Annotated in this window: 16 protein-coding genes and 1 tRNA gene; 11 read left to right on the plus strand and 6 right to left on the minus strand. The window is 20.0% G+C overall.

Annotated elements, in window-relative coordinates; genetic code table 11:
• Positions 1-80 precede the first annotated feature (80 nt).
• The 8 genes from D9V65_RS01745 (at position 81) to recD (ending at position 13342) form a co-directional block, all read left to right on the plus strand.
• A complete protein-coding gene (locus D9V65_RS01745; RefSeq protein ID WP_158341924.1) occupies positions 81-674 on the plus strand; it encodes a YhgN family NAAT transporter in 594 nt (197 codons plus the stop codon).
• A 291-nt stretch (positions 675-965) separates the two neighbouring features.
• A complete protein-coding gene (locus D9V65_RS01750; protein ID WP_158341926.1) occupies positions 966-2138 on the plus strand; it encodes a phosphoglycerate kinase in 1173 nt (390 codons plus the stop codon).
• A gap of 55 nt (positions 2139-2193) precedes the next feature.
• Positions 2194-3276, plus strand: coding sequence for a class II fructose-bisphosphate aldolase (fbaA, locus tag D9V65_RS01755; protein ID WP_158341928.1), 1083 nt, complete (start codon positions 2194-2196; stop codon positions 3274-3276).
• A 247-nt stretch (positions 3277-3523) separates the two neighbouring features.
• Positions 3524-4375, plus strand: coding sequence for a small-conductance mechanosensitive channel MscS (gene mscS / locus D9V65_RS01760; RefSeq protein WP_158341930.1), 852 nt, complete (start codon positions 3524-3526; stop codon positions 4373-4375).
• Between the two features lie 186 nt (positions 4376-4561).
• Positions 4562-7927 carry an exodeoxyribonuclease V subunit gamma gene (locus tag D9V65_RS01765; protein ID WP_158341932.1) on the plus strand — a complete coding sequence of 1122 codons (3366 nt, stop codon included), beginning with the start codon at positions 4562-4564 and terminating at the stop codon, positions 7925-7927.
• 41 nt (positions 7928-7968) lie between these two features.
• The gene (gene recB / locus D9V65_RS01770; RefSeq protein ID WP_158341934.1) at positions 7969-11493 is read left to right on the plus strand and encodes an exodeoxyribonuclease V subunit beta; all 3525 of its coding nucleotides are present in this window, start codon (positions 7969-7971) and stop codon (positions 11491-11493) included.
• Positions 11494-11501: 8 nt separating this feature from the next.
• Positions 11502-11711, plus strand: a complete 210-nt coding sequence (locus D9V65_RS01775; RefSeq protein WP_158341936.1) for a hypothetical protein — start codon at positions 11502-11504, stop codon at positions 11709-11711.
• Positions 11648-13342, plus strand: a complete 1695-nt coding sequence (gene recD, locus D9V65_RS01780; RefSeq protein ID WP_158341938.1) for an exodeoxyribonuclease V subunit alpha — start codon at positions 11648-11650, stop codon at positions 13340-13342. Before D9V65_RS01775 ends, recD begins: the two co-directional genes overlap by 64 nt.
• 101 nt (positions 13343-13443) lie before the next feature.
• Here recD and D9V65_RS01785 read toward each other — a convergent pair.
• Positions 13444-13520 (minus strand) — tRNA-Met (locus tag D9V65_RS01785).
• Positions 13521-14579: 1059 nt separating this feature from the next.
• Between D9V65_RS01785 and nusB the strand changes: the two genes are divergently transcribed.
• Both nusB and D9V65_RS01795 read left to right on the plus strand, forming a co-directional pair.
• Positions 14580-15005, plus strand: coding sequence for a transcription antitermination factor NusB (gene nusB / locus D9V65_RS01790; RefSeq protein WP_158341940.1), 426 nt, complete (start codon positions 14580-14582; stop codon positions 15003-15005).
• Between the two features lie 1590 nt (positions 15006-16595).
• Positions 16596-16901 carry a TusE/DsrC/DsvC family sulfur relay protein gene (locus D9V65_RS01795; RefSeq protein WP_158341942.1) on the plus strand — a complete coding sequence of 102 codons (306 nt, stop codon included), beginning with the start codon at positions 16596-16598 and terminating at the stop codon, positions 16899-16901.
• 50 nt (positions 16902-16951) lie between these two features.
• Here D9V65_RS01795 and cyoE read toward each other — a convergent pair whose 3' ends face one another.
• From cyoE to cyoA, 5 genes are read right to left on the minus strand one after another with little or no spacing between them, the layout of a single operon-like run.
• Complete coding sequence (gene cyoE / locus D9V65_RS01800; protein WP_158341944.1) at positions 16952-17812, minus strand: heme o synthase; 861 nt, start codon at positions 17810-17812, stop codon at positions 16952-16954.
• Positions 17813-17834: 22 nt separating this feature from the next.
• Positions 17835-18230: a cytochrome o ubiquinol/quinol oxidase subunit IV gene (locus D9V65_RS01805; RefSeq protein WP_315984276.1), complete on the minus strand. Its 396-nt coding sequence runs from the start codon at positions 18228-18230 to the stop codon at positions 17835-17837.
• Positions 18185-18805, minus strand: coding sequence for a cytochrome c oxidase subunit 3 (locus D9V65_RS01810; protein ID WP_158341948.1), 621 nt, complete (start codon positions 18803-18805; stop codon positions 18185-18187). The genes D9V65_RS01805 and D9V65_RS01810 overlap by 46 nt, the downstream gene beginning before the upstream one ends.
• Positions 18792-20792, minus strand: coding sequence for a cytochrome o ubiquinol oxidase subunit I (gene cyoB / locus D9V65_RS01815; protein ID WP_158341950.1), 2001 nt, complete (start codon positions 20790-20792; stop codon positions 18792-18794). Before cyoB ends, D9V65_RS01810 begins: the two co-directional genes overlap by 14 nt.
• Positions 20793-20841: 49 nt before the next feature.
• Positions 20842-21702, minus strand: a complete 861-nt coding sequence (gene cyoA / locus D9V65_RS01820; protein ID WP_158341951.1) for a ubiquinol oxidase subunit II — start codon at positions 21700-21702, stop codon at positions 20842-20844.
• A 193-nt stretch (positions 21703-21895) separates the two neighbouring features.
• On the opposite strand from cyoA, the gene D9V65_RS01825 reads away from it, so the two are divergent.
• The gene (locus D9V65_RS01825; RefSeq protein ID WP_158341953.1) at positions 21896-22195 is read left to right on the plus strand and encodes a BolA family protein; all 300 of its coding nucleotides are present in this window, start codon (positions 21896-21898) and stop codon (positions 22193-22195) included.
• Positions 22196-22444: the final 249 nt, after the last annotated feature.

Below are 22444 nucleotides of genomic sequence, written 5' to 3' on the forward strand. Positions count from 1 at the left end.
TTATTTATATAACAACAAATTTATGTAAATAAACACAATCATCCAAATAATTTATATCAACGTCATTATAGGAGAATTCTATGTATAATATATTATCTCAAATTATATTACTTTTATTAATTATGGACCCATTAGGAAATTTACCAGTTTTTGTATCTATTTTAAAAAAAATAAATCCAAAAAGAAGAAATATTGTCCTAATTCGAGAAATGATTATAGCTTTATTCATTATGTTTTTATTTTTACTTTTTGGAAAAAATTTGTTAAATATTTTTCATGTAACAACAGAATCAGTGTCAATATCTGGTGGAATAATTTTGTTTTTAATTGCTCTAAGAATGATTTTTCCAAGTCCTGAAATATCATTAAATTCTGAAAAAGATAATGAAGAACCATTTTTAGTACCATTAGCTGTTCCATTAGTTTCCGGACCTTCCTTATTAGCTACGCTTATGTTATTATCGCATAAATATCCTCAATTTTTAACTTCATTATCTATATCTTTGTTTATAGCATGGATAATAACAACAGGAATTTTATCGCTATCTGGATTTTTTTTAACAGTTTTTGGAAAAAAAGGAATAGACACACTAGAAAAATTAATGGGATTAATTTTAATTATGCTATCTGTTCAAATGTTTTTAGATGGTATTCATGCATGGTTGTTTAATTAATTTTTCAAAAAATTTTTTATTCTATCATTTAAGCTAATAATTTTTTATATATATAAAAAATAAATATATTATATGTATTTATTTTATTTTTATTTTTTTAAATTTTTATAATTTTACAAAGAATTTACATTAAAAGAAATAATATTTAAAAAAAATTAAAGTGATATATTCATAAATATTAAATAGATTAAAAACAATAGTAATTTTAATAGTTTTTTAAACTATATTATTCAATTCTAAATGCGCAAAAATTGTTTAATAACATAGTCTAAATAATACTAAGGAATTAATATGGAATATATAGATATAAAAACTCTAAATTTAAATAATAAACGTGTTCTTATTAGATCTGATCTAAATGTACCAATAAAAGATAGTAAAATCATATCTACAGCAAGAATTAAAGCAGCTATATCCACAATATTGCATTGTTTAAAAAATAATGCTAAAGTTTTAGTCATGTCTCATTTAGGAAGACCTAAAGAAGGAGAATATGATAAAAAACTATCGCTTTTCCCTATTTTTCAATATTTAAAAAAAAAAATCACTTTTACTAAAGTTCATTTTGTTAAAAATTATTTAAATAACGAAATACAACTAATTAATGGAGAATTATATATTTTAGAAAATGTTAGATTTAATATCGGAGAAAATAATAACGATATAAATTTATCAAAAAAATATGCTAAATTATGTGACATATTTGTTATGGATGCATTTGGTTCTATTCATAGAACTCAATCTTCTACGGTAGGAATAGCACAATATGCAAGTATATCTTGTGCAGGATTACTTCTAACTTCTGAAATTACATCACTAGATAAAATATTAAAAAATCCAAAAAAACCAATGATTTCTATCATCGGTGGATCAAAAGTATCTACTAAATTTAATATGTTGAATCATTTACTGCATATTTCGGATATAGTTATAGTTGGAGGTGGAATAGCAAATACGTTTTTAGCTATCAATAATCATATTGGAAAATCTTTACATGAAAAAGAGTTCGTAAAAGAAGCTAGTTTATTATATAAAAATTTTAACATTGTTATTCCAATAGACTCTAGGGTAAGTAAAGAATTTCATGAATATGCATTACCTACTGTAAAACTCGTTTCTAATATACAAAAAGATGAAGAAATTATGGATATAGGTCCTAAATCAGAAAATATTGTTCGAAATATAATAAAATCTGCAAAAACTATTCTATGGAATGGTCCGGTAGGAGTTTTTGAATTTAAAAATTTTTCGCATGGAACAAAAACATTAGCACATGCAATTGCTAATTGTAATGCTTTTTCTATTGCAGGAGGAGGAGATACTATCAGTGCTATAGATATATTTAAAGTAAGAAAAAAAATTTCATATATATCCACTGGAGGAGGTTCATTTTTAAAATATTTAGAAGGTAAAGTACTTCCAGGTATGAAATTTTTAAATAAAAAAGATACAATTTCTAATTAATAATATGTTATTATTGACTTGACATTCAATATATATATACTATATAGGAAAATTAATGTCTAATATTTTACAAGTTATACAACCAGGTGTTATTTTTGGAAAAGATATAAAAAAATTATTTAATTTAGCAAAAAAAAATAATTTTGCAATACCGGCAATAAACTGTATAAATACAGATATTATAAACGCTGTTTTAGAAAGCGCATCAATATATAAATCTCCAGTAATAATACAATTTTCTTATGGAGGATCTTCTTTTTTATCTGGGAAAGGAATACCAAATACAATAGATACACATAAAAAATCAGTCATAGGATCTATAGCAGGAGCTAATTATGTGCATTTAATGGCTAAATATTATAATATTCCAGTAATTTTACATACTGATCATTGTCATAAAAATAATTTGTCTTGGATTGATCAACTATTAATTAAAAACAAAGAATATTTTAAAGCATATAATCGTCCTTTATTTTCTTCTCACATGATTGATTTATCTAAAGAAACGTTAGAAGAAAACATTCATACTTGTAAAAAATATTTAAAAGATATGTCTAGTATGAATATGTATTTAGAAATAGAGCTAGGTTGTACAGGAGGAGAAGAAGATGGAATTGATAATACAAACATAGATCATAATCTACTTTATACTCGTCCTCAGGATGTTAATTATGCATATAAAGAATTAAAAAAAATTAGTTCTCTATTTACTATAGCAGCATCTTTTGGAAATGTACATGGAGTATATAAAAAAGGTAACGTACAGTTAAAACCATCTATATTAAAAAACGCTCAAATTCTTATTAGATCAAATAATCATTCACAAAAAAATCCTGTTAATTTTGTATTTCATGGAGGATCCGGTTCATCTTTGAAAGATATAACAAAATCTATATCATATGGAGTTATAAAAATGAATATAGATACTGATATTCAATGGAAATACTGGAAGGGAACTTTAGACTATTACCGTACTAATAAAGAATATCTAACAAGTCAACTTGGAAATTCTACTGAAAAAAATAAACCAAATAAAAAATATTATGATCCAAGATCTTGGATTCGAAATAGTCAATTATACATTCGTGCTAAATTAAAAAAAATATTTCAAGATTTAAATTCTTTTAATACATTATAATTTATTTGTAATAAAAATATTAATATTAAAATTCAAAAATTTTTACTAAAATTTAATGAAATACTAGTAACATTTTTTAGTTATTCGAACTATTCTAGTTAAAAAATTTATTTATTTTAAATATGAAGTATTTCTTAAATATAAACAAATTCACATTTATAATTTTTTTAATTATAAAAAATTATTAAAGTTTAATTATAAATTAATAACACATTACACAATTAATTTTTAGAGAAAAGAGATAATAATGGAAGATCTACAAATAGCTAATGATATTAATCTCGCAAGTAGTTGGTTAGCGAAAAATGAAGAACTGTTTTGCAGTTATACTTTACACATTACATCATCGATTATTATAATGATAATTGGAATATGTATAGCTAAAGGTATTTCAGAAGGAATAAACAGTATTTTAACGCACAGATGTATTGATGAAACTGTCGCGGGTTTTCTTTCTACTTTATTACAATATGTCATTATCGCCGTATCTTTTGTAGCTTCTATAAGTTGTATAGGAGTTCAAATAACCTCTATTATAGCAGTTCTAGGGGCTGCTGGAGTAGCAGTAGGTTTAGCGTTACAAGGATCTTTATCTAACTTTGCTGCAGGAACGTTATTAGTTACTCTTAGACCACTAAGAACAGGAGAGTATGTAAATTTATGCAATATAAATGGAACAGTTGTAAATGTACATATATTTTACACTATGTTACGTACACTAGATGGAAAAATAGTAATTGTTCCAAATAGTAAAATATTAGATAATAACATTATAAATTATTCTAGAGAACCAGCTAGAAGAAATGAATTTATGATTAGGGTAGCATATAATACTGATGTTGATTTTGTTATTAAAATTTTAAAACAGGTAGCTTTAAACGAACCAAGAGTATTACAAGATCGTGGAGTAATCGTAGGATTAAGTGAATTAGCTCCTTCTTCTATTAATTTTATTGTACGTTGTTGGAGTTATACAGATGATTTAAATGCAGTATACTGGGATTTAATGATACAATTTAAAAAAGCACTAGACAAAAATAACATAGAATCTCCTTATCCTCAGTTAGATGTGCATATTCATAAAAAAACAAAACTATAGTAAAATGATTCAAATTGTTTTTAACATTATTAATTTTCTAAAAAAAATTTATGTATTTTTTACAATGTAAATACAAATTTGTCTTTTTTATAAAAAATACATATTTACATTGTATTTATGTTGTAAATATAAATTTTTATTTATAAAACAAATCAACCATATAATTTTATCATTATAAAATAATTCATGCTATTTTTATATAAAACTAACGATCTTGATATAGTAGTAAACACTATATGTCTTCGTATTAAAGAAAATCCATTAGATAACCCTTTAACACAAGAAATTATATTAGTTAATAGTGAAGAAATTAAACAATGGTTAAATTATTCACTTTCTTTAAAATTAGGAATAACAGCTAATATAAAAATATTACATATACATTCTTATATTAAAAAGTTATATAAATATGTAATTCCAAAAAAAAAATGGTTAATAGAAATTAAAAATGATACTATTTTATGGTATTTACTGCTATTTTCTAGAGAAAAAAATATTTCAGTTTTTTTAAAAAAATTTAAAAATTCTTTTGAAAAATACTTATTTTTATCACACATCGCTGATTTATTTAAGAAATATATTAAAAATAGACCGGATTGGATTAATAAATGGGATAAAAAAAAATATTTCTTTAAAGTAAACAATCAAAAATTACAAGAAAAAATATGGATTTTTTTAATTCAATATATAAAAGATACTAATAATAAATTATGTTTTTATCCTAAGTTATTAGCACACTATATTAAGTATGTAAATAGAGAGAAAATAAATGTTTCTGACTTTCCAAATCGTATTTTTTTAATTGGAACAGTACAATCTTCAATTTATGAAATATTATCTATTATTTCAAATAGCAAATTTATAGATATCTATCTATATTTTTTTACTGTTAGTAAACATAAAATTAATACTAACTTCCAACAAAAAGAAACCAAATTTGTATCTAACAAAATTTTTGATTTTACTAAAAGATACGATATTTTTATTAAAAAAATAAAAAATAAAAATAAAAGATCAAATTTTAATAATTATTTATTAAATTTATGGGGTAATCTAGAATTAGATTCTATTTTTTTTTTAAAAGAAATAGATCATCAATATGTAAATTTATATAAAAATTATAATGTTGATGAAAAAAATAAAACTTTGTTAAATTTAATTAAATCTAATATTGTATTAGACCGTGAAGAAAATCTTATTAAAGGATTTCAAAAAAAACTTTATAATAAAAAAAATGTAAAAGAAAATATATATATAGATAATTCTATAGAAATACATATTTGTTATTCCATTCAAACTGAAGTTCAAGTACTTCATAATAATCTTTTACAAATTTTTAATAACAATCCAGACATCTTTCCTCATGATGTTATCGTAAAAAGTACGAACATTAATATTTATCTCCCATTTATAAAAACAATATTTAATTCTGTAAAAAAAACCCATTATATACCTTTTATTATAATAAATAAAAAAATAAATACAGATAATGTAATTTTTAATAGTTTTTTCAAACTATTAAATTTATCTAAATGTAATTTTTTTCATGAAGAAATATTCTGTTTGTTAAGATTACCATGTATATACAAAAAATTTTTATTGAATAAACAAGAAGTAATTTGGTTATATGATTGGACAAAACAATCCAATATTAAATGGGGTATAGATCAAGAACATCTAAAAAAATTAAATTTACCAATTGATATGTACAATACATGGGAGAAAGGAATAAATAGGATGATTCTTTCTTGTTCTATAAATACAAAAGAAAAAGTAATATGGAATAATACATTTCCTTCTCACGACTTTAATTTAGATGCATCTAATGTTTTAAATAAATTTTTAATATTTATTTCTTTTTTAAAAAAATGGAAAAGTAAATTATCTACTTCAAAAAAAATAAAAAATTGGACATTAATTGGGAAGAATATAATACATGATTTTTATGTAAAAAATAAAAAAACAAGTAAATATTTTAAACTAATTTTAAATGCATGGAAAAAAACAATTACAACTGCTTCAATAATAAAGCATTATCGAATAAATATTCTGTTATTGATAGAAGAAATATTAAAAAATATAAATAACTTTAAACGAAAAAACAAAATATTTATTGGATCTGTTATTATTTCTGATTTTTATTCTTTTGAATATATTCCATATAAAGTAACTTATTTATTAGGATTTAATGAAGAAAGTTATCCTGAAATAAAACATTATGATTTTTTTGATTTAACGAGTGATCAAAAAACTACTACTTATCATAATACTTATGAATTAAAAAAATATTGTTTTTTAGTTACTCTAACAAATACAAAAAACTTTTTTTTTATAAGTTATTCAGAATCTCAACATTTATATAAAGATAAAACATCTCAATCGCCTTTTATCAAAGAGTTAGAAGCATATATTCAAAAAATTATAAATATTAATCTTAATTATTGTAATAATAAAGAAATAAAGAAAAAAAATTTTTCCATAAAATATGATCATTCCACGATTATTCATAATCAAAAAGAATTGAAAAAAAATTCAATATTAACAGAATTTAGTCAAAAATATCTAAAAATGCCTAAAATTTATCATGAATCTAATTTAAATATAAAAAAAAAATTTTATTCGATATCTATATTTAACAAGAATACTATTTTAATAAAAAAATTTATACTTTTTTGGAAAAATCCAATTTTTTATTTTTTTAAATATTATTTAAATATTTTTATATCAAAAAAACATGTAAATGTTTCAGAATTCGAACCTTTTTCTATAGATTACTTGCATCGATATAAATTAAATGATGAAATATTTAATTACAAATTAAAAAACAAAAAAATAAATACTATTTTTAACAGATTTTTATTTTCTGGAAAACTACCATATAAATATTTTGGAGAAAGTTGTTTTTTAAAACAAGAAGAAGAAATAGACAATATAATAAAAAAGATTTCATTTCTAACAAAAAAATCATTTAAAAAAAATGTTTTTAATTTAAAAATAAATAATATTTCATTAAAAGGAAAAATACAAATTCTTACAGAAAAAAAAACTCATAAATTTGGAGTTTTTTGTTTTAAACCTTCCGTATTGAAATTAAAAGATGGTATTTCATTTTGGATACAACATTTAGTTTATTGTGCTTTAGGAGGAAAAAAACCTAGTATGTTAATAGGGTCTAAAAACAGTGAATGGCATCTCACCCCTTTAAATAAAAAAAAAGCAACTTATTATCTAATAAAATATATAAATGGATTTATTGTAGGATCAAAAAATCCTATTTTACTTACTTCTTCTGGAATGTATTGGTTAAATACAATATTTGATAAAAAGTTGAACCAAATTTCTAGTAATGAATGCATCGTCAAAGCAAGTAAAGAAAAATTCATGCAAATATGGAATGGTAATCAATTTCAACAAGGAGAAAAAGATGATATCTTTTTACAAAAATTAATACCTAATTTAAATGAACAAATTATTAAAAAAATTTTAAAAAATGCAAAAAAATGGTTTCTTCCTATTTTAAAACATTCTTTTAGAAAAGTTAATATTAGTTAAATAAATACTTTTTTTAAGAAAAATCATACATATCATTAATAATGAATAAAAATCTTGATATATTTAACATTTCTTTGCCAGGACAACATCTAGTTGAAGCTTCAGCTGGAACTGGAAAAACTTCTACAATTGTATTTTTATATTTACGATTGTTATTAGGTTTAAAAGATACAACATTACAAAAATTACAACTTAACATACAAAATATATTAATTATTACTTTTACAAATAGTGCTAAAAAAGAGCTAAAAAATAGAATTCAAAAAACAATGTTTGAACTTAAATTAGCATTTAAAAAGAATTATACGACACATCCTATCTTTTTGTCCTTTATGAATAAAATAAAAAATATTAATAAAGCAATTCAAATATTAACATTTTCTTTAAACAATTTAGATAAAATTGCTATTTACACTGTTCACAGTTATTATAAATACGTATTAGATATATATAAATTTTCCTGTGGAATTATTTTTAAAAATAAGTTTGTAACAGATGTTTTTAATTTACGACTAAATGCTACTATTTTTTTTTGGCAACATTATTGTTATAAACTTCCTAAAGATATATCAAAAATAATTTTTACGTATTGGAAAGAACCTACAGCATTATTCAAGCATATCAATCCTTGGTTAAATATTAATTTCGGAAAAATTATTAAATCTAAAATATATAAAAAATCTTTAATTGAACAACATGAAATATTAATTAACCATATAGTAGATTTTAAAAATTATTGGACAAAAGAAAATAGAAATATACTAAAAATATACAAATCTTTATCATTAAATAATGTTAATTATAATTTAAAAAAATTATCAAAACAATTTAGTGTAATCACTACATGGAGTAGTGCTAGCACTAACGATTATTACATACCAAAAGAATTACTTAATTTTAAATTAAATACATATTTTATATATGTAGATAAAAAAAATAATCAAGTGAACAATTTTCTTAAAAATGTAAATAACTTTTTAAAAATAAAGTTTTCTTTAAAAAATATTTTTTTATTTTATGCTATAAAAAATATAAAAATATTTATACAAAAAATAAAAAAAGAAAATTTTCAATTAGAATTTAATGAATTAGAAATCTTAATTAAAAAAAAAATTTTAACTAATCAAAATGTTACTGCTGCTTTGCAAAAAGCATATCCTATAGCATTTATAGATGAATTTCAAGATATTAACTATCAACAATACTCAATTTTTTCAAAAATATATACGCAAAAAAAGTGTTCTTCTTTAATTTTAATAGGAGATCCTAAACAAGCGATTTATAGTTTCCAAGGTTCTAATATTTTTTCTTATCTTAAGATAAAATCAAAGATTAAAAATATACATACATTGAAAAATAATTGGAGATCTTCTAAAAATATGATTAAAAGTATTAATATTATTTTTAGTAAAAATACTATACCATTTCTTTTTCAAGATATTTCTTTTTTTAAAAGTTCTATCCCAAATAAAATTAATTTTCAAACATGTAATATGTCTTTTAAAATACATGGAGTTACTCAATCAGCATTAAAAATATTTTTTGTGTCTAAAAAATTAATTTCATTAAAAAAATATAAGAAAAGTAGTGCTGATAAATGTGCAGCTAATATAAATTACTGGCTTCAAAAAGGAAAAGAAAAAAAAGCAGAATTATATTTTAATGGAACTCATCAATTTTTTGATATAGAACATATTACAATTATAGTAAGAAATAAATATGAATCTGAAATAATTCAAAAATCATTAAGTGAATTAAATATAGAATCTACATACTTTTCTGAACAAAAAACAATTTTTTCTTCTTTAGAAGCAAAAAATCTATTTTATATAATGAGATCTATACTAGATTTAAGTAATAAAAAATATTTAAACCAAGTAATTATGACTAATATTTTTTTTAAAAATTTTTTTGATATTTATTGCTTAAAAAATAATAAAATTATTTTTTATGATTTCTTAAAAAAAATGTACTTATATAAAAAATATTGGAAAAAATTTGGAATTTCTTTTTTTATAAAAAAAATTGTTTTTAATGAAATCTCGAATGTTAAATTTATATTAAGTCAAGAAAAAGATTATTCTATTTTAAATTATTTACAATTAGCTGAAATATTAGAAAAAAAAAGCGATTATTTTAAGTCTAACAATTTATTGTTATCTTGGTTAAAAAAAAAAGTTTTGTATGAAAAAAATGAATGTAATTCACAATACGTTCAAATACCACATTCTAAAAATTGTATAAAAATTATTAGTATACATCAATCTAAAGGATTAGAATTTCCTATTGTATGGATTCCATTCGGAATTTCTTCTGTAAAAAATAATTTATGTATGTTTTACAATAAAAAAACAAATTATTTCAATTTAGATATAGAAAAGAAAACAAAAAACGTTATCTTATCTAAAAAAGAAATGCTATCTGAAGATTTAAGATTATTATACGTTGCTTTAACTAGATCTATATTGCATTGTAGCATAAGTGTAGCTCCAGTTTATAAGAAAAAATTTAATACTAAATCTTTATATGAAACTGGATTAGGATACTTATTACGGGATAAATCCTATATAAACTCTAATAATTTGTTTAAAACATTTAAACTAGTACACATTAAAAATGTAATAAATGTTACTAATTATATTAGATGTTTTTCTAATGTAGAAAATAAAGAAAAAAAAAATATATATTTATCAACAATAGATAAATTTAACAGAAAAAAACTAAATAGTTGGAATATGTTCAGTTATTCTAATATAATTAAAAATTTTGTACATAAATCTACAAATGTTAGTCAATATTTGATAATAAGATATAAAAAAATCGAAGAAAATATAACAGAAAAAATATTAAACTCACATACTTTTCCAAAAGGAAAAAAAATCGGAAAATTTATACATTTACTTTTAAAAAATCATAATTTTTTATATTTATTTGATGAAATTTGGATTCAAAAACAAATGTGTAAAATTAATTTAGAAAAAAAATGGACTTCTCCTTTAACACGTTGGATGAATAATGTTATTAATACTTTTTTTCTAAACCAAGAATTTAAATTATTTAAATTAAATCCAACTTTTTTAAAAAAAGAATTTGAATTTCATATTCCAATACTAAACAAAATACATAAATTAGATTTATTTAACATCTTAAACAATTCAAATTGTTACGAAAAAACAATGTATAATCAATTTTCTAATAGAATACATGGATTACTTCATGGATTTATTGATTTAATTGTTATGCATAAAAAAAAATTTTATATTTTAGAATATAAATCAGATTGGTTAGGAATCAATAATAGTTATTATTCTAGTAAAGCATTACAGTCAATTATAAAAAAAAATCATTATCATATACAATATCAATTGTATACTCTTGCTATTCATAGATATTTAAAGTTAAGAATTCGAAAATATAACTATTCAACGCATTTTGGAGGTGTTATTTACATTTTTTTAAGAGCAATAGATAATAGAAAAAAAAACAAAAACAATGGAATATTTCATGTAATTCCAAATTTTTCTTTAATAAATAAGTTAGATCAACTTTTTTCTGGAGTATTTTAAAAAAATTTATGAAAAAAATATTATCATTATTAGTAAAAAAAAATATTATTCGATTTTTTGATTTTCATTTTTCTACAATAATTGCTAAAGAAAATGAAGAAGAATTAATGTTTTTAGCTTCTTGTGTTAGTAATTTTACCTGGCGAGGAAACATATGCCTTCCTTTTATTTTTTTAAAAAAAAAAATGTTTTTATCAAAAAAAATACTCAATGTTTAAATAAAATTTGGAAAAAAATAAAATTCGAAAAAAAAATATGGATAAAAAAAATTAGTACTAGTCATGCTATAACAACTGATCCAGATAATTTAATTGCTCCTATTGTAATAGATAACGATTCAATATACTTATATTCTATGTGGAAATTAGAAAAAAAAGTTATAAATTTTATATATCAAAGAGAAATATATAATACAAAAAATGTTAAAAACTATATTAAAGTAATAAATTTATTATTTTTAAAATATGATGAACAAGAAAAAAAATTAGCTCTTTTTATTAGTTTAATGAATAAAACTACTTTTATAACAGGAAAACCTGGGACAGGTAAAACTACTATGATAGCTAAACTAATCATCGCGTTTTGTATTATAAAAAAAAAAGAAATTAATGTTGGATTATCTTCTCCAACTGGAAAATCTACAATAAAACTAGCATATTCTGTTCAAAAAACATTAATAGAATTAAAAAAAAATAAAAATATTAATAGCAATAAAATAACATTTAAATATAGCGTTAAAACGCTACATTCTTTATTAGGAATTAAAAACAATTTTTCTCAACCTTATTATCATAAAAATCATGTATTAAAATTAGATTTATTAATTATTGATGAATCTTCTATGATTGATATTGATATGTTTTGCAAAATAATAGATTCGTTATCAAAAAAAACAATTCTTCTATTTTTAGGAGATATTAATCAGTTACCACCTATAAAATCTGGATCAATATTTAAAGATGTTTTTAACTATTATAAAAATGGATATACAATTGATCTTATAAAAAATATAAAAAATTTAGGACCTAACAAACTTTTACCATTAAGTAATTTAGATCAAAATTATATTAGTAACAAATTTGTTGTTTTAAAAAAAACCCATCGTTATGAAAAAAATTCAAATATTGATTTTTTTTCTCGTGCTATATTGCATAATGATATAAAAATTATTAATAACATTTTTAATAAAAATTCAAATAAAATCAATTTTTTTCAAATAAATGATGTAGTCAGTTATCAGTACATGATAAAAAATATTACTAAATGTTATAAGAATTATTTTCAATCTGTTAAAAATAATGAATCCCCAAAAAATATTTTAACTATTTTTCAATATCATCAAGCGTTGTGTGCAACAAATATTAGTAATTTTGGAACTAAAATTTTAAATAAAGTTATAGAATGTTATATACAAAAACACAATTTTTTATCTATGAAAAATTTAAATTTATTTGATAAAGAAGTTTGGTATGAAGGAAAACCAATTATAATTACTAAAAATTGTAATGTTTTAGGAATATATAATGGAGATATTGGAATAGTTTTATATGATAAAAACAAAAAGTTAAAAATATTCTTTTTGCTTGCTAATTTTAGATTAAAAAAAATTTCTTGTTATCTTGTTACTCATTATAAGTTAGCTTGGTTTATATCAGTACATCGTTCTCAAGGTTCAGAATATAATGCTGTTAGCTTAATTATGCCTATTAAAAACATTGAATTTATTACTAAAGAATTAATTTATACTGCTATTACTAGATCTAAGAAAGAAATTTTTATTTACGGAAAAAAAAATATTTTTTTTAAAATATTGAAGTATCAGAATACTAATTTTAGCAGAATATATTAAGATTAATTTCTTGATTAAGAATTAAAAATTTTACATGTTAACAATAAATTCTTTTACAATTATACTTAATATATTTTTATTAGAAGTACTAAATGTTATTTTGGTTGCGGGAGCTGGATTTGAACCAACGACCTTCGGGTTATGAGCCCGACGAGCTACCAGACTGCTCCACCCCGCGATGTTTTAAAATAAAATGAAAAACTAATAGAATATAATTTCTATTACAGGTTATCATTATACTATACCAAACAATATTTAGCAATAATTTTAATATTTATTTTAAATAAAAACGATTATAAATAAAATGTTTAAAAATCATTTATTCTAACTACTTAGAATTTTACTATATACTATATATATATAAAAAATATTTCATATACTTTCTATATTTAATTAATTTTATTTTAATAGGAATAGATTTTATTTAAATCGAATTACTTTTATTTAAAACCCGTATTTTACTAAATTTTAATTTTAATTTACACATATTTAATAAATTAAAAACATAGATTATTATACAAGCTATTGTCATTTAGTTAAAAACTATAATCAAAAACATACATTTTGCAAAACAATCTAAATATTAAAAATAATTATTTTTTAATCATTGAAAATGATTTATATATTAAAACTCACTAATAATCAATTTTGTCTTAATTTATTTAAAAAAATAAAAAAAACGCATATCACATGATGAATACCTATTTATTACAATATGTGAATAAAATTTGTTATTTTAAATTTTAAAAATATACCTTTTATTTAGTAATACTAATAACAATATTTTTTGTTTAAAACTAATACTACTACAAAAATAATAAAAACTATATATTTATTTTCATATTCTATCGTATTTAAAATTTAAAAATAATAATCTTATTTACAATATTGAAATTAAAAAAAAATATTTTATAAAAAATATTTTATTTTTGCATTGTTACAAATAAATATGCATTAAACATGTTAATGCATTTTTTTTAAATAATTTTATTATAAATTGTAAATATTTACTAAAATTTTATATTTAAAATTCAATTTAAATCGCAAAATTAATTTTATTAAATAAATAATGTTTTTTATTTGTTTAATTAAATGTTATAAAGATATATGCTAAATTTTTATTCAAAAACGCACTGCTAACAACATAATTTTAAACTTATAAAAATAAACTTTTTTTAATTTAAAATTTTTAATTGTTAAATCACTATTTATATAAATTACACATTACAGGACAAGTATGAAACCATCAGAACGAAGAAAAGCTAGAGAATATGCTGTACAATTACTCTATTCATGGCAATTATCTAATAATAACATTAAAGATAATATAGACTATTTTTTTTTAGAATATGATAGTAAAAATGTTGATATAAAATATTTTTATGAATTAATACTTGGCGTTACTAACAATTATAAATATCTTGATAAACTGATATCTCCATATCTTTCCCGTGATTTAAAAAATTTAGGAGAAATAGAAAAAGCTATTCTTCGTATATCTTTTTATGAATTGTTAAAAAGAAACGATATACCATATAGAGTTTCTATTAATGAAGGAATTGAATTAGCAAAATCTTTTGGTGCTGAAAAAAGTCATAAATTTATTAATGGAGTATTAGATAAAGCTGCTGTTGAACTAAGATATACTAAAAATGATTTTTAAAACTAATTTGTATGATCAAGATTATTTAAAATTAAAATTATACTTTTTATATAAAAATATATACATAGTATAATTATTTATTATAATATTAAAAATATTAAAAATAAATCTTTTTATAAAAAATATATATTGTATAAATATATATTTTATACATTTTGTATAATAGAAATATATATCTATATATTTATATAAATTTAAAAATAGAATAATTAAATAATTGTAATAATTATTAATTTTATTCAATTTTACAAATTTAAATTTAATAAATATATAAAATAATTTTTTTATAAAATTAAAAAAAAAAGTAAGTCATTAATATATTCTAATTTTAATTTAATTATCAAAAATATAAATTAACTTATAAGTATATAATTATACATATATTATAAACAAATATAATTAAAAATGTTTAACTCAAAAAACTTATTTAACAAAAGTAATTTTATTTATAAAATGAACTATTTATTTTAATTTATCACAAATATAAGAAAATTATTTTTATAATATTTATATACATATCTTTAAAATTAAATTTTAATAACAATACATACATACTAAAAAAAATTTAGTATTTTTATATCTAAAAAACACTTATTTTTATAATTGACATACAAATATATAAGAATATATATTGAAAGTTTTTTGCATATAAAACCATATGTATAATTACAATTATTACTAATATATTTTAAGTAAATGTTAAGATTAAAAAAAATATATATATGATATATATATATATACTGTATAAAAATTCATTAAAAATATAATTAGAAATTTTTTTTAAAAATACATACTTTTAATAATAAGTTTTTCTAATAATTTTTTATAACTATTTTAAAAATTTATAAAGTAATTACTAATATAATAATCATATCTATAATTTATAGAAGATATTTTTTTGTATATTAGAATAAATAAGAAAAAAGAAATAAAAAAAGATATAAGAAAATGCTACTATATCTATTTTAAATACAGGTGAATTATTTTTAATATATTAAAAATGATTTAAAATATACTAAAAATATAAAACATATACATATATACCTATATAACTAAAAATATTAAAGAGTAAATAAAAATTCTATGAATATATAATATTCACTATATTTTTTCTTCATTTAAATAATAATAGTAAATACCATATTACTATACAAAAATCGTACTAAGTTATTTTAATATTCTATATTATATAAAATATTAAATAAAAAAGATGAGATAAGCACAAAAATTTCAATAAAAATGAGAAAAATCAGATAATAGTTACTAACTATACTATATTTAATTAAATAAAAATTTGTTTGAATTTAACAAATAGATTCAAAATATATTTAACAAAAAAGTTCTAATAAATAAATTATTTTAATTTTTAAAATGTAAACAATTAGTATTAAAACAATAAAAAGATTTTTTTTAAAAAATTATATAATTAATACTTCTATATATATATATTATAGACTAATTATTGTTTTTTAATATATCAACTAAAATGTTTTTTACCCTAAATTATTTTTTAGAACTCTATACAAATAAAAAAATAAATAAATAAATAAAAACATTTATTTAAAACTTTTTAAAACTAGGTTAATAATAATGAATATAGATTCTAAAGGATATTTACTAAACTATAAAAAATGGGACTTTAACATAGCTAATAGAATAGCAGTAAAAGAATCTTTAATTCTCAATACAGATCATTGGAAAATCATTTTTTTTATTCGACAATTTTATTGCGAATACCATATATTTCCTTCATTAAGAATAATCATTCACAATATGAAAAAAAAATATAGTAAAAAAAAATTTAATAGCCAGTATTTATTCTTACTATTTCCAAAAGGACCATTAAAACAAGCAAGTAAAATAGCTGGACTTCCTAGACCAAATATTTGCTTATAACTTGTAATCATTCTAAACATCAAATTATATATAATATATAGTAAATTTATTTATAATAAATAAAAATTATCTATCATCATTACTAATACATTTACACACATTGTTAATAAAGAAAAAATAAATAATTTTTTAGACCATAAGTATAAATTTACGTTTTTAAATAAACCATAAATAGCTAGAAATAACCATAAAAAAGAAAATATTCCTAATATTATAAAGTATTGTATTTTAACATATGAAAAGTACAATAAAATTGCATTAACAATAATATAAAAAAAAATAAATAAAATGATGTATATTTTAGTTATTTTTATATTTTTATAAATAGGCAATATTGGTATTCCTGATTTTCTATAATCTTCTAAAGAATATAAAGATATAGAATAAAAATGCGATATTTGCCAAAATATCAATGATATATATAGTAATAAAGAACACAAATCAATTTTATTTTTAACCGAACAATAACCTATAACAGGAGGAATAGCTCCTGATAATGATCCAATAAAAGTTGAATATACAGAATATCTTTTAGTGAATAATGTATATACAAATACATATATAAAAAAAGCAAATGCAATTAAATAAAAACATAGTTTATTAACATAAAAATAAATAATATTAAAACCTAATATTGCTAATAAAATACCATATATAAAAACGTGCTGAATTGGTATTAAATTTTTAGGTAATACTCTATTTTTTGTCCTTTTCATTTTTTTATCTAAATCTATGTCAATAATGTTATTAAAAACACAAGCAGAAGCAATAACAAAAAGAGTACCAGTTAAAGAAAAAAGCAATAAATCCCAAATAACTGTTCCTCTAGATGCTAAGAAAAATCCTCCAATTAAAGAGATTAAGTTACCAATTATAATTCTAGGTTTTACAACCTTAAAATAATTTATCATAAGTTATTATTTTACAATCAATTTAATATTGATGAATCATAACATTATAATGTAAATTATACATAATCCAAGTTGATCCTATTATTATTATCAACATAATTATAAAAGTAAATAATAAAAAAACAATATTCCAAAAATTACCCATAGAATCTTTTAAATGTAAAAAATAATATATTTGAAAAAAAATTTGCAAACAACAACAAAGTAAAATTATTAAATTTGTATAAATCTTACTATTCAAAACATTTATTTTTTTTTCTATTAAAAAAAATGGAATAAAAGATAAACAAACAGAAAAAATAAAACCAAAAAAATACGAATATATATTGCTTTTTATAAAATTATTTTTTTCTTTGCTATGTTTTTTTATAATCATAAAGCACCAATTAAATAAACAAAAGTATATATACAAATCCATATTATGTCTAAGAAATGCCAAAATAGTCCTAAACAAAAAAAATCATTTATTAAAGTCGAAGAATAATTTTTCTTGAATGCTAGTTGAATAATCAAAACTACCATCCATATTATTCCTATAAACACATGAATGCCATGTGTTGCTAATAGCGTAAAAAAAGAAGATAAAAAAGCATTTTTTGTAGGTCCGTATCCATGTAATATAAGTGTATATAACTCAACATATTCAGTGAATATGAAATAACATCCTAATATAAAAGATACAATAAAAGTAAAATATGCTTTTTTTAAATGATTTTTTAGTAAAAAATGCATAGATATCCCATAAGAAACCGAACTAAATAATAGTAAAATAGTTTCTAAAATAACAGTATTTATTTTAAATAATGAATTTTTTTGTAAAAAATATGGACAACTACTATGCATAACTGAATATACAGAAAACAAAGTTGCAAAAATAATACAGTCGCTCATTAAATAGATCCAAAAACCAAACGTTTTTTTTCTATCTAATATAAAATTAAATTTTTCATGGTGTAGTTCTTTTTTTTCTTTTAAAATTTTATTTTCTATCATAAGCTTTCTTTTTATTTAAATGTTTAATCCACTGACTTTCTATTTTTAAAACATCATTAGATGTTATAATTTGTTTATTGCTTTTAATAAAACTTCTAACTATTATTAACATTAATATAAAGACAAGTGAAAAAGAGAATAACCACCAAATATGCCATACAGCAGAAAATCCTAAAAAAGTAGAAAAAAGTCCAATTAAAACCCCATATTTAGAATTTGTTGGCATTTTAAAAAAATATTGTTTTTCATGTAATATATTTTTTTTTATCTTTTTATTTTTTGAAAACCAAAAAGCATCTCTATTTGTTATATTCGGTATTTTTGAAAAATTATAAAATGGAGGAGGAGAAGAAACAGACCACTCTAAAGTTCTTCCATCCCAAGGATCTCCAGAAAAATCTATATTCTTTTTTCTATTCTTTATAGAGAAATAAAATTGAATTACTTGACTTATTATTCCCAATAAAATTAAAAATACTCCTATACCTGAAATTAATAATAAAGTATGAAATTCTGGATCAATGTTTTGACTAATACGACGTGTCATACCCATAAATCCTAATAAATATAAAGGCATAAACGCAATAAAAAATCCAGTAATCCAAAATAAAAAAGCTATTTTTCCCCAAAATTCGTTTAAAACAAACCCAAAACATTTTGGAAACCAATAGTTTATTCCTGCAAAACATCCAAAAATCACTCCTCCAATGATCATATTATGAAAATGTGCTATTAAAAATAAACTATTATGTAATACAAAATCAAGTGCTGGTATAGATAGTAATACTCCCGTCATACCTCCAATAGTAAAAGAAATTAAAAATCCTATAGTCCATAACATTGAAGAATGCATTTCAATTCTTCCTTTGTACATAGTAAATAACCAATTAAAGATTTTTACTCCAGTAGGAATTGATATAATCATTGTAGCTATACTAAAAAAAGAATTCACATTAGATCCTGCTCCCATAGTAAAAAAATGGTGCAACCAAACTATGAAAGATAAAATAGTAATAACTATTGTAGCCCATACTAACGAAACATATCCAAATAAAGTTTTTTTAGAAAACGTAGAAACAATTTCAGAAAAAATTCCAAATACAGGTAAAATTAAAATATAAACTTCTGGATGACCCCAAATCCAAATTAAATTAATATACATCATAGGATTTCCATAAAAATCATTTGTAAAAAAATGGAATCCAAAATATCTATCTAAACTTAATAATGATAAAGTAGTTGTTAAAACTGGAAAAGAAATTAAAATTAATAGATTTGAGCATAGAGATGTCCAAGTAAAAACTGGCATTTTAAACATACTCATTCCTGGTGCTCGTAATTGTATAATAGTCACTAGAAAATTAATTGCTGTTAAAGTTGTTCCTATACCTGAAATTTGCAAACTCCAAATCCAATAATCAACTCCTACTCCTGGACTATATATTATTTCTGATAATGGAGGGTATGCCAACCAACCTGTAGCCGCAAATTCTCCAATTCCTAACGAAATATTAATTAATATTGCTCCACTTACAGTTAACCAAAAACTTAAATTATTCAGAAATGGAAAAGCAACATCTCTTGCCCCAATTTGCAATGGAATAATAAAATTCATAAATCCAATTATTAAAGGCATAGCTACAAAAAAAATCATTATGACACCATGTGCAGTAAATATTTGATCATAATGATGCGGCGGTAAAAAACCTGAACTATGATTTAATGTTGAAGCTAGAATCTGTTGAATTCTCATCATAATAGCATCTGTAAAACCACGAAATAACATTACAAAAGCAAGAACCATATACATTATACCTATAGTTTTATGGTCAACCGAAGTAATCCAAATATTCCATAAGTCATTCCATTTTCTTATATATGTAATATATGAAATGATAATACTTCCAATAGTTATTATTATAAGATAAGTAATCATGATTATAGGTTCATGATAAGGAATAGATTGTAAATTTAATTTACCAAACATTTTTTTTCCTAAAATAATCATTTTTAATTTTATAAAATTAAAAATTTAATTATGGATAAAATTGATTAATTATATCCGTAAATATTTTTGAATACACACTAGAAAAATATTCTATATTATGATTTTGATTAGGAACAGAAATTTTTTTAAAATCATAAAAATTATTTATATGTTTTTTAGAATTTTTAACTTTATTAACCCATTTCATAAAAATTTTAGTATTTTTACTAGATATAACTGAAAATTTCATTCCAGAAAATCCTTCTCCGCTATAATTTGCAGAAATTCCTTTAAATACTCCTATTTTATTAGAAATAAGATGTAAAGTTGTTTTCATTCCTGCCATAGCATATATTTGACTACCAAGTGAAGGAATAAAAAAAGAATTCATATTAGAATTAGATGTTATTTTAAAAATGATAGGTACGTTTATTGGAATAGAAATTTCATTTATAGTTGCTATATTATATTGAGGATAAATAAATAACCATTTCCAATCTAAAGAAACAACATTTATATAAATTGGCTTTTTATCTTTTTCTAAAAAAATGCTTCTTTTTGGATCTAAATCATGCGTTGATTTCCATGTCATCTTTGCTAAAAAAAATATAATTATTATTGGAACTGTCCAAACTATAATTTCTACTGGTTTTGAATGACTCCAATTTGGATCATAATTTGCATTTTTTCTAGAAGATCGGTATAAAAAAGAAAAGAGTAAAGTCATTACAATTACTGGAACTACAATCAATAACATAATTAAAAAAGCTGTAATTAATAATTCATATTGTTGAGTGGCTATTATCCCTTTTCCATTTAAAATGCCATTATAACTACAACCATATAACAGTAAAATAGCACTACTAATTAAAAAAATTTTAAAAACTTTACTTTTTTTTATAAATTTCATTTGCAAACCTAATTAGATTATAAATAAAATTACTTGTTTAATATTTTTACCTAACATAAGTTAATGTATAAAATATTAATATAACTAGTAAATTTTTGCTATATGTACAAAATAACTTATAATAATTTAATTAAAAACAATTAACTTTAATTTTATTATTATAATATTAATATTATTTAATAAAGAGTATTTTATGAAAAATTTGTTAAAAAAAATTTTACAAAAAAATTTATCTACTACTACTTTACTAATTTTTAATAATAGTAAATTTCATTTAATAAAAAAAAATCATAGTCATTATAAATTAATTATTGTATCTGAACGTTTTTCTTCCTTATCCTTAATACGTAGACATCAACTAGTGAATTCAATTTTATTAAAAAATAACATTTCTATTTATTCTATTGATTTATATACTTATACACAAATAGAATGGAATACTAAAAAAAATAGTGAAAGTTATAAAATTATTTGTTCAAATAAACGATCTTAATAAGATGAGTAATAATTAATTTTAAATCAATAGAAATATATTCATATATATTTAATAAATGTTTAAATTATATGTAATATCTAATTATTATATAAAATAAAACATAGTATATTATACTTGATAATTATGTTTTTTGATCAATTTAAACTATATAACGCTACTAATTATTTAGTACCTTTAAAGTATTAGTAACAATAATTACTACATGTACATTTCATTTTTCTATAACTGTTATTAATTTATGTAATT

Origin of the sequence: Buchnera aphidicola (Anoecia oenotherae), from assembly GCF_005080765.1 — a bacterium.
GTDB lineage: Bacteria > Pseudomonadota > Gammaproteobacteria > Enterobacterales > Enterobacteriaceae > Buchnera_E > Buchnera_E aphidicola_AB.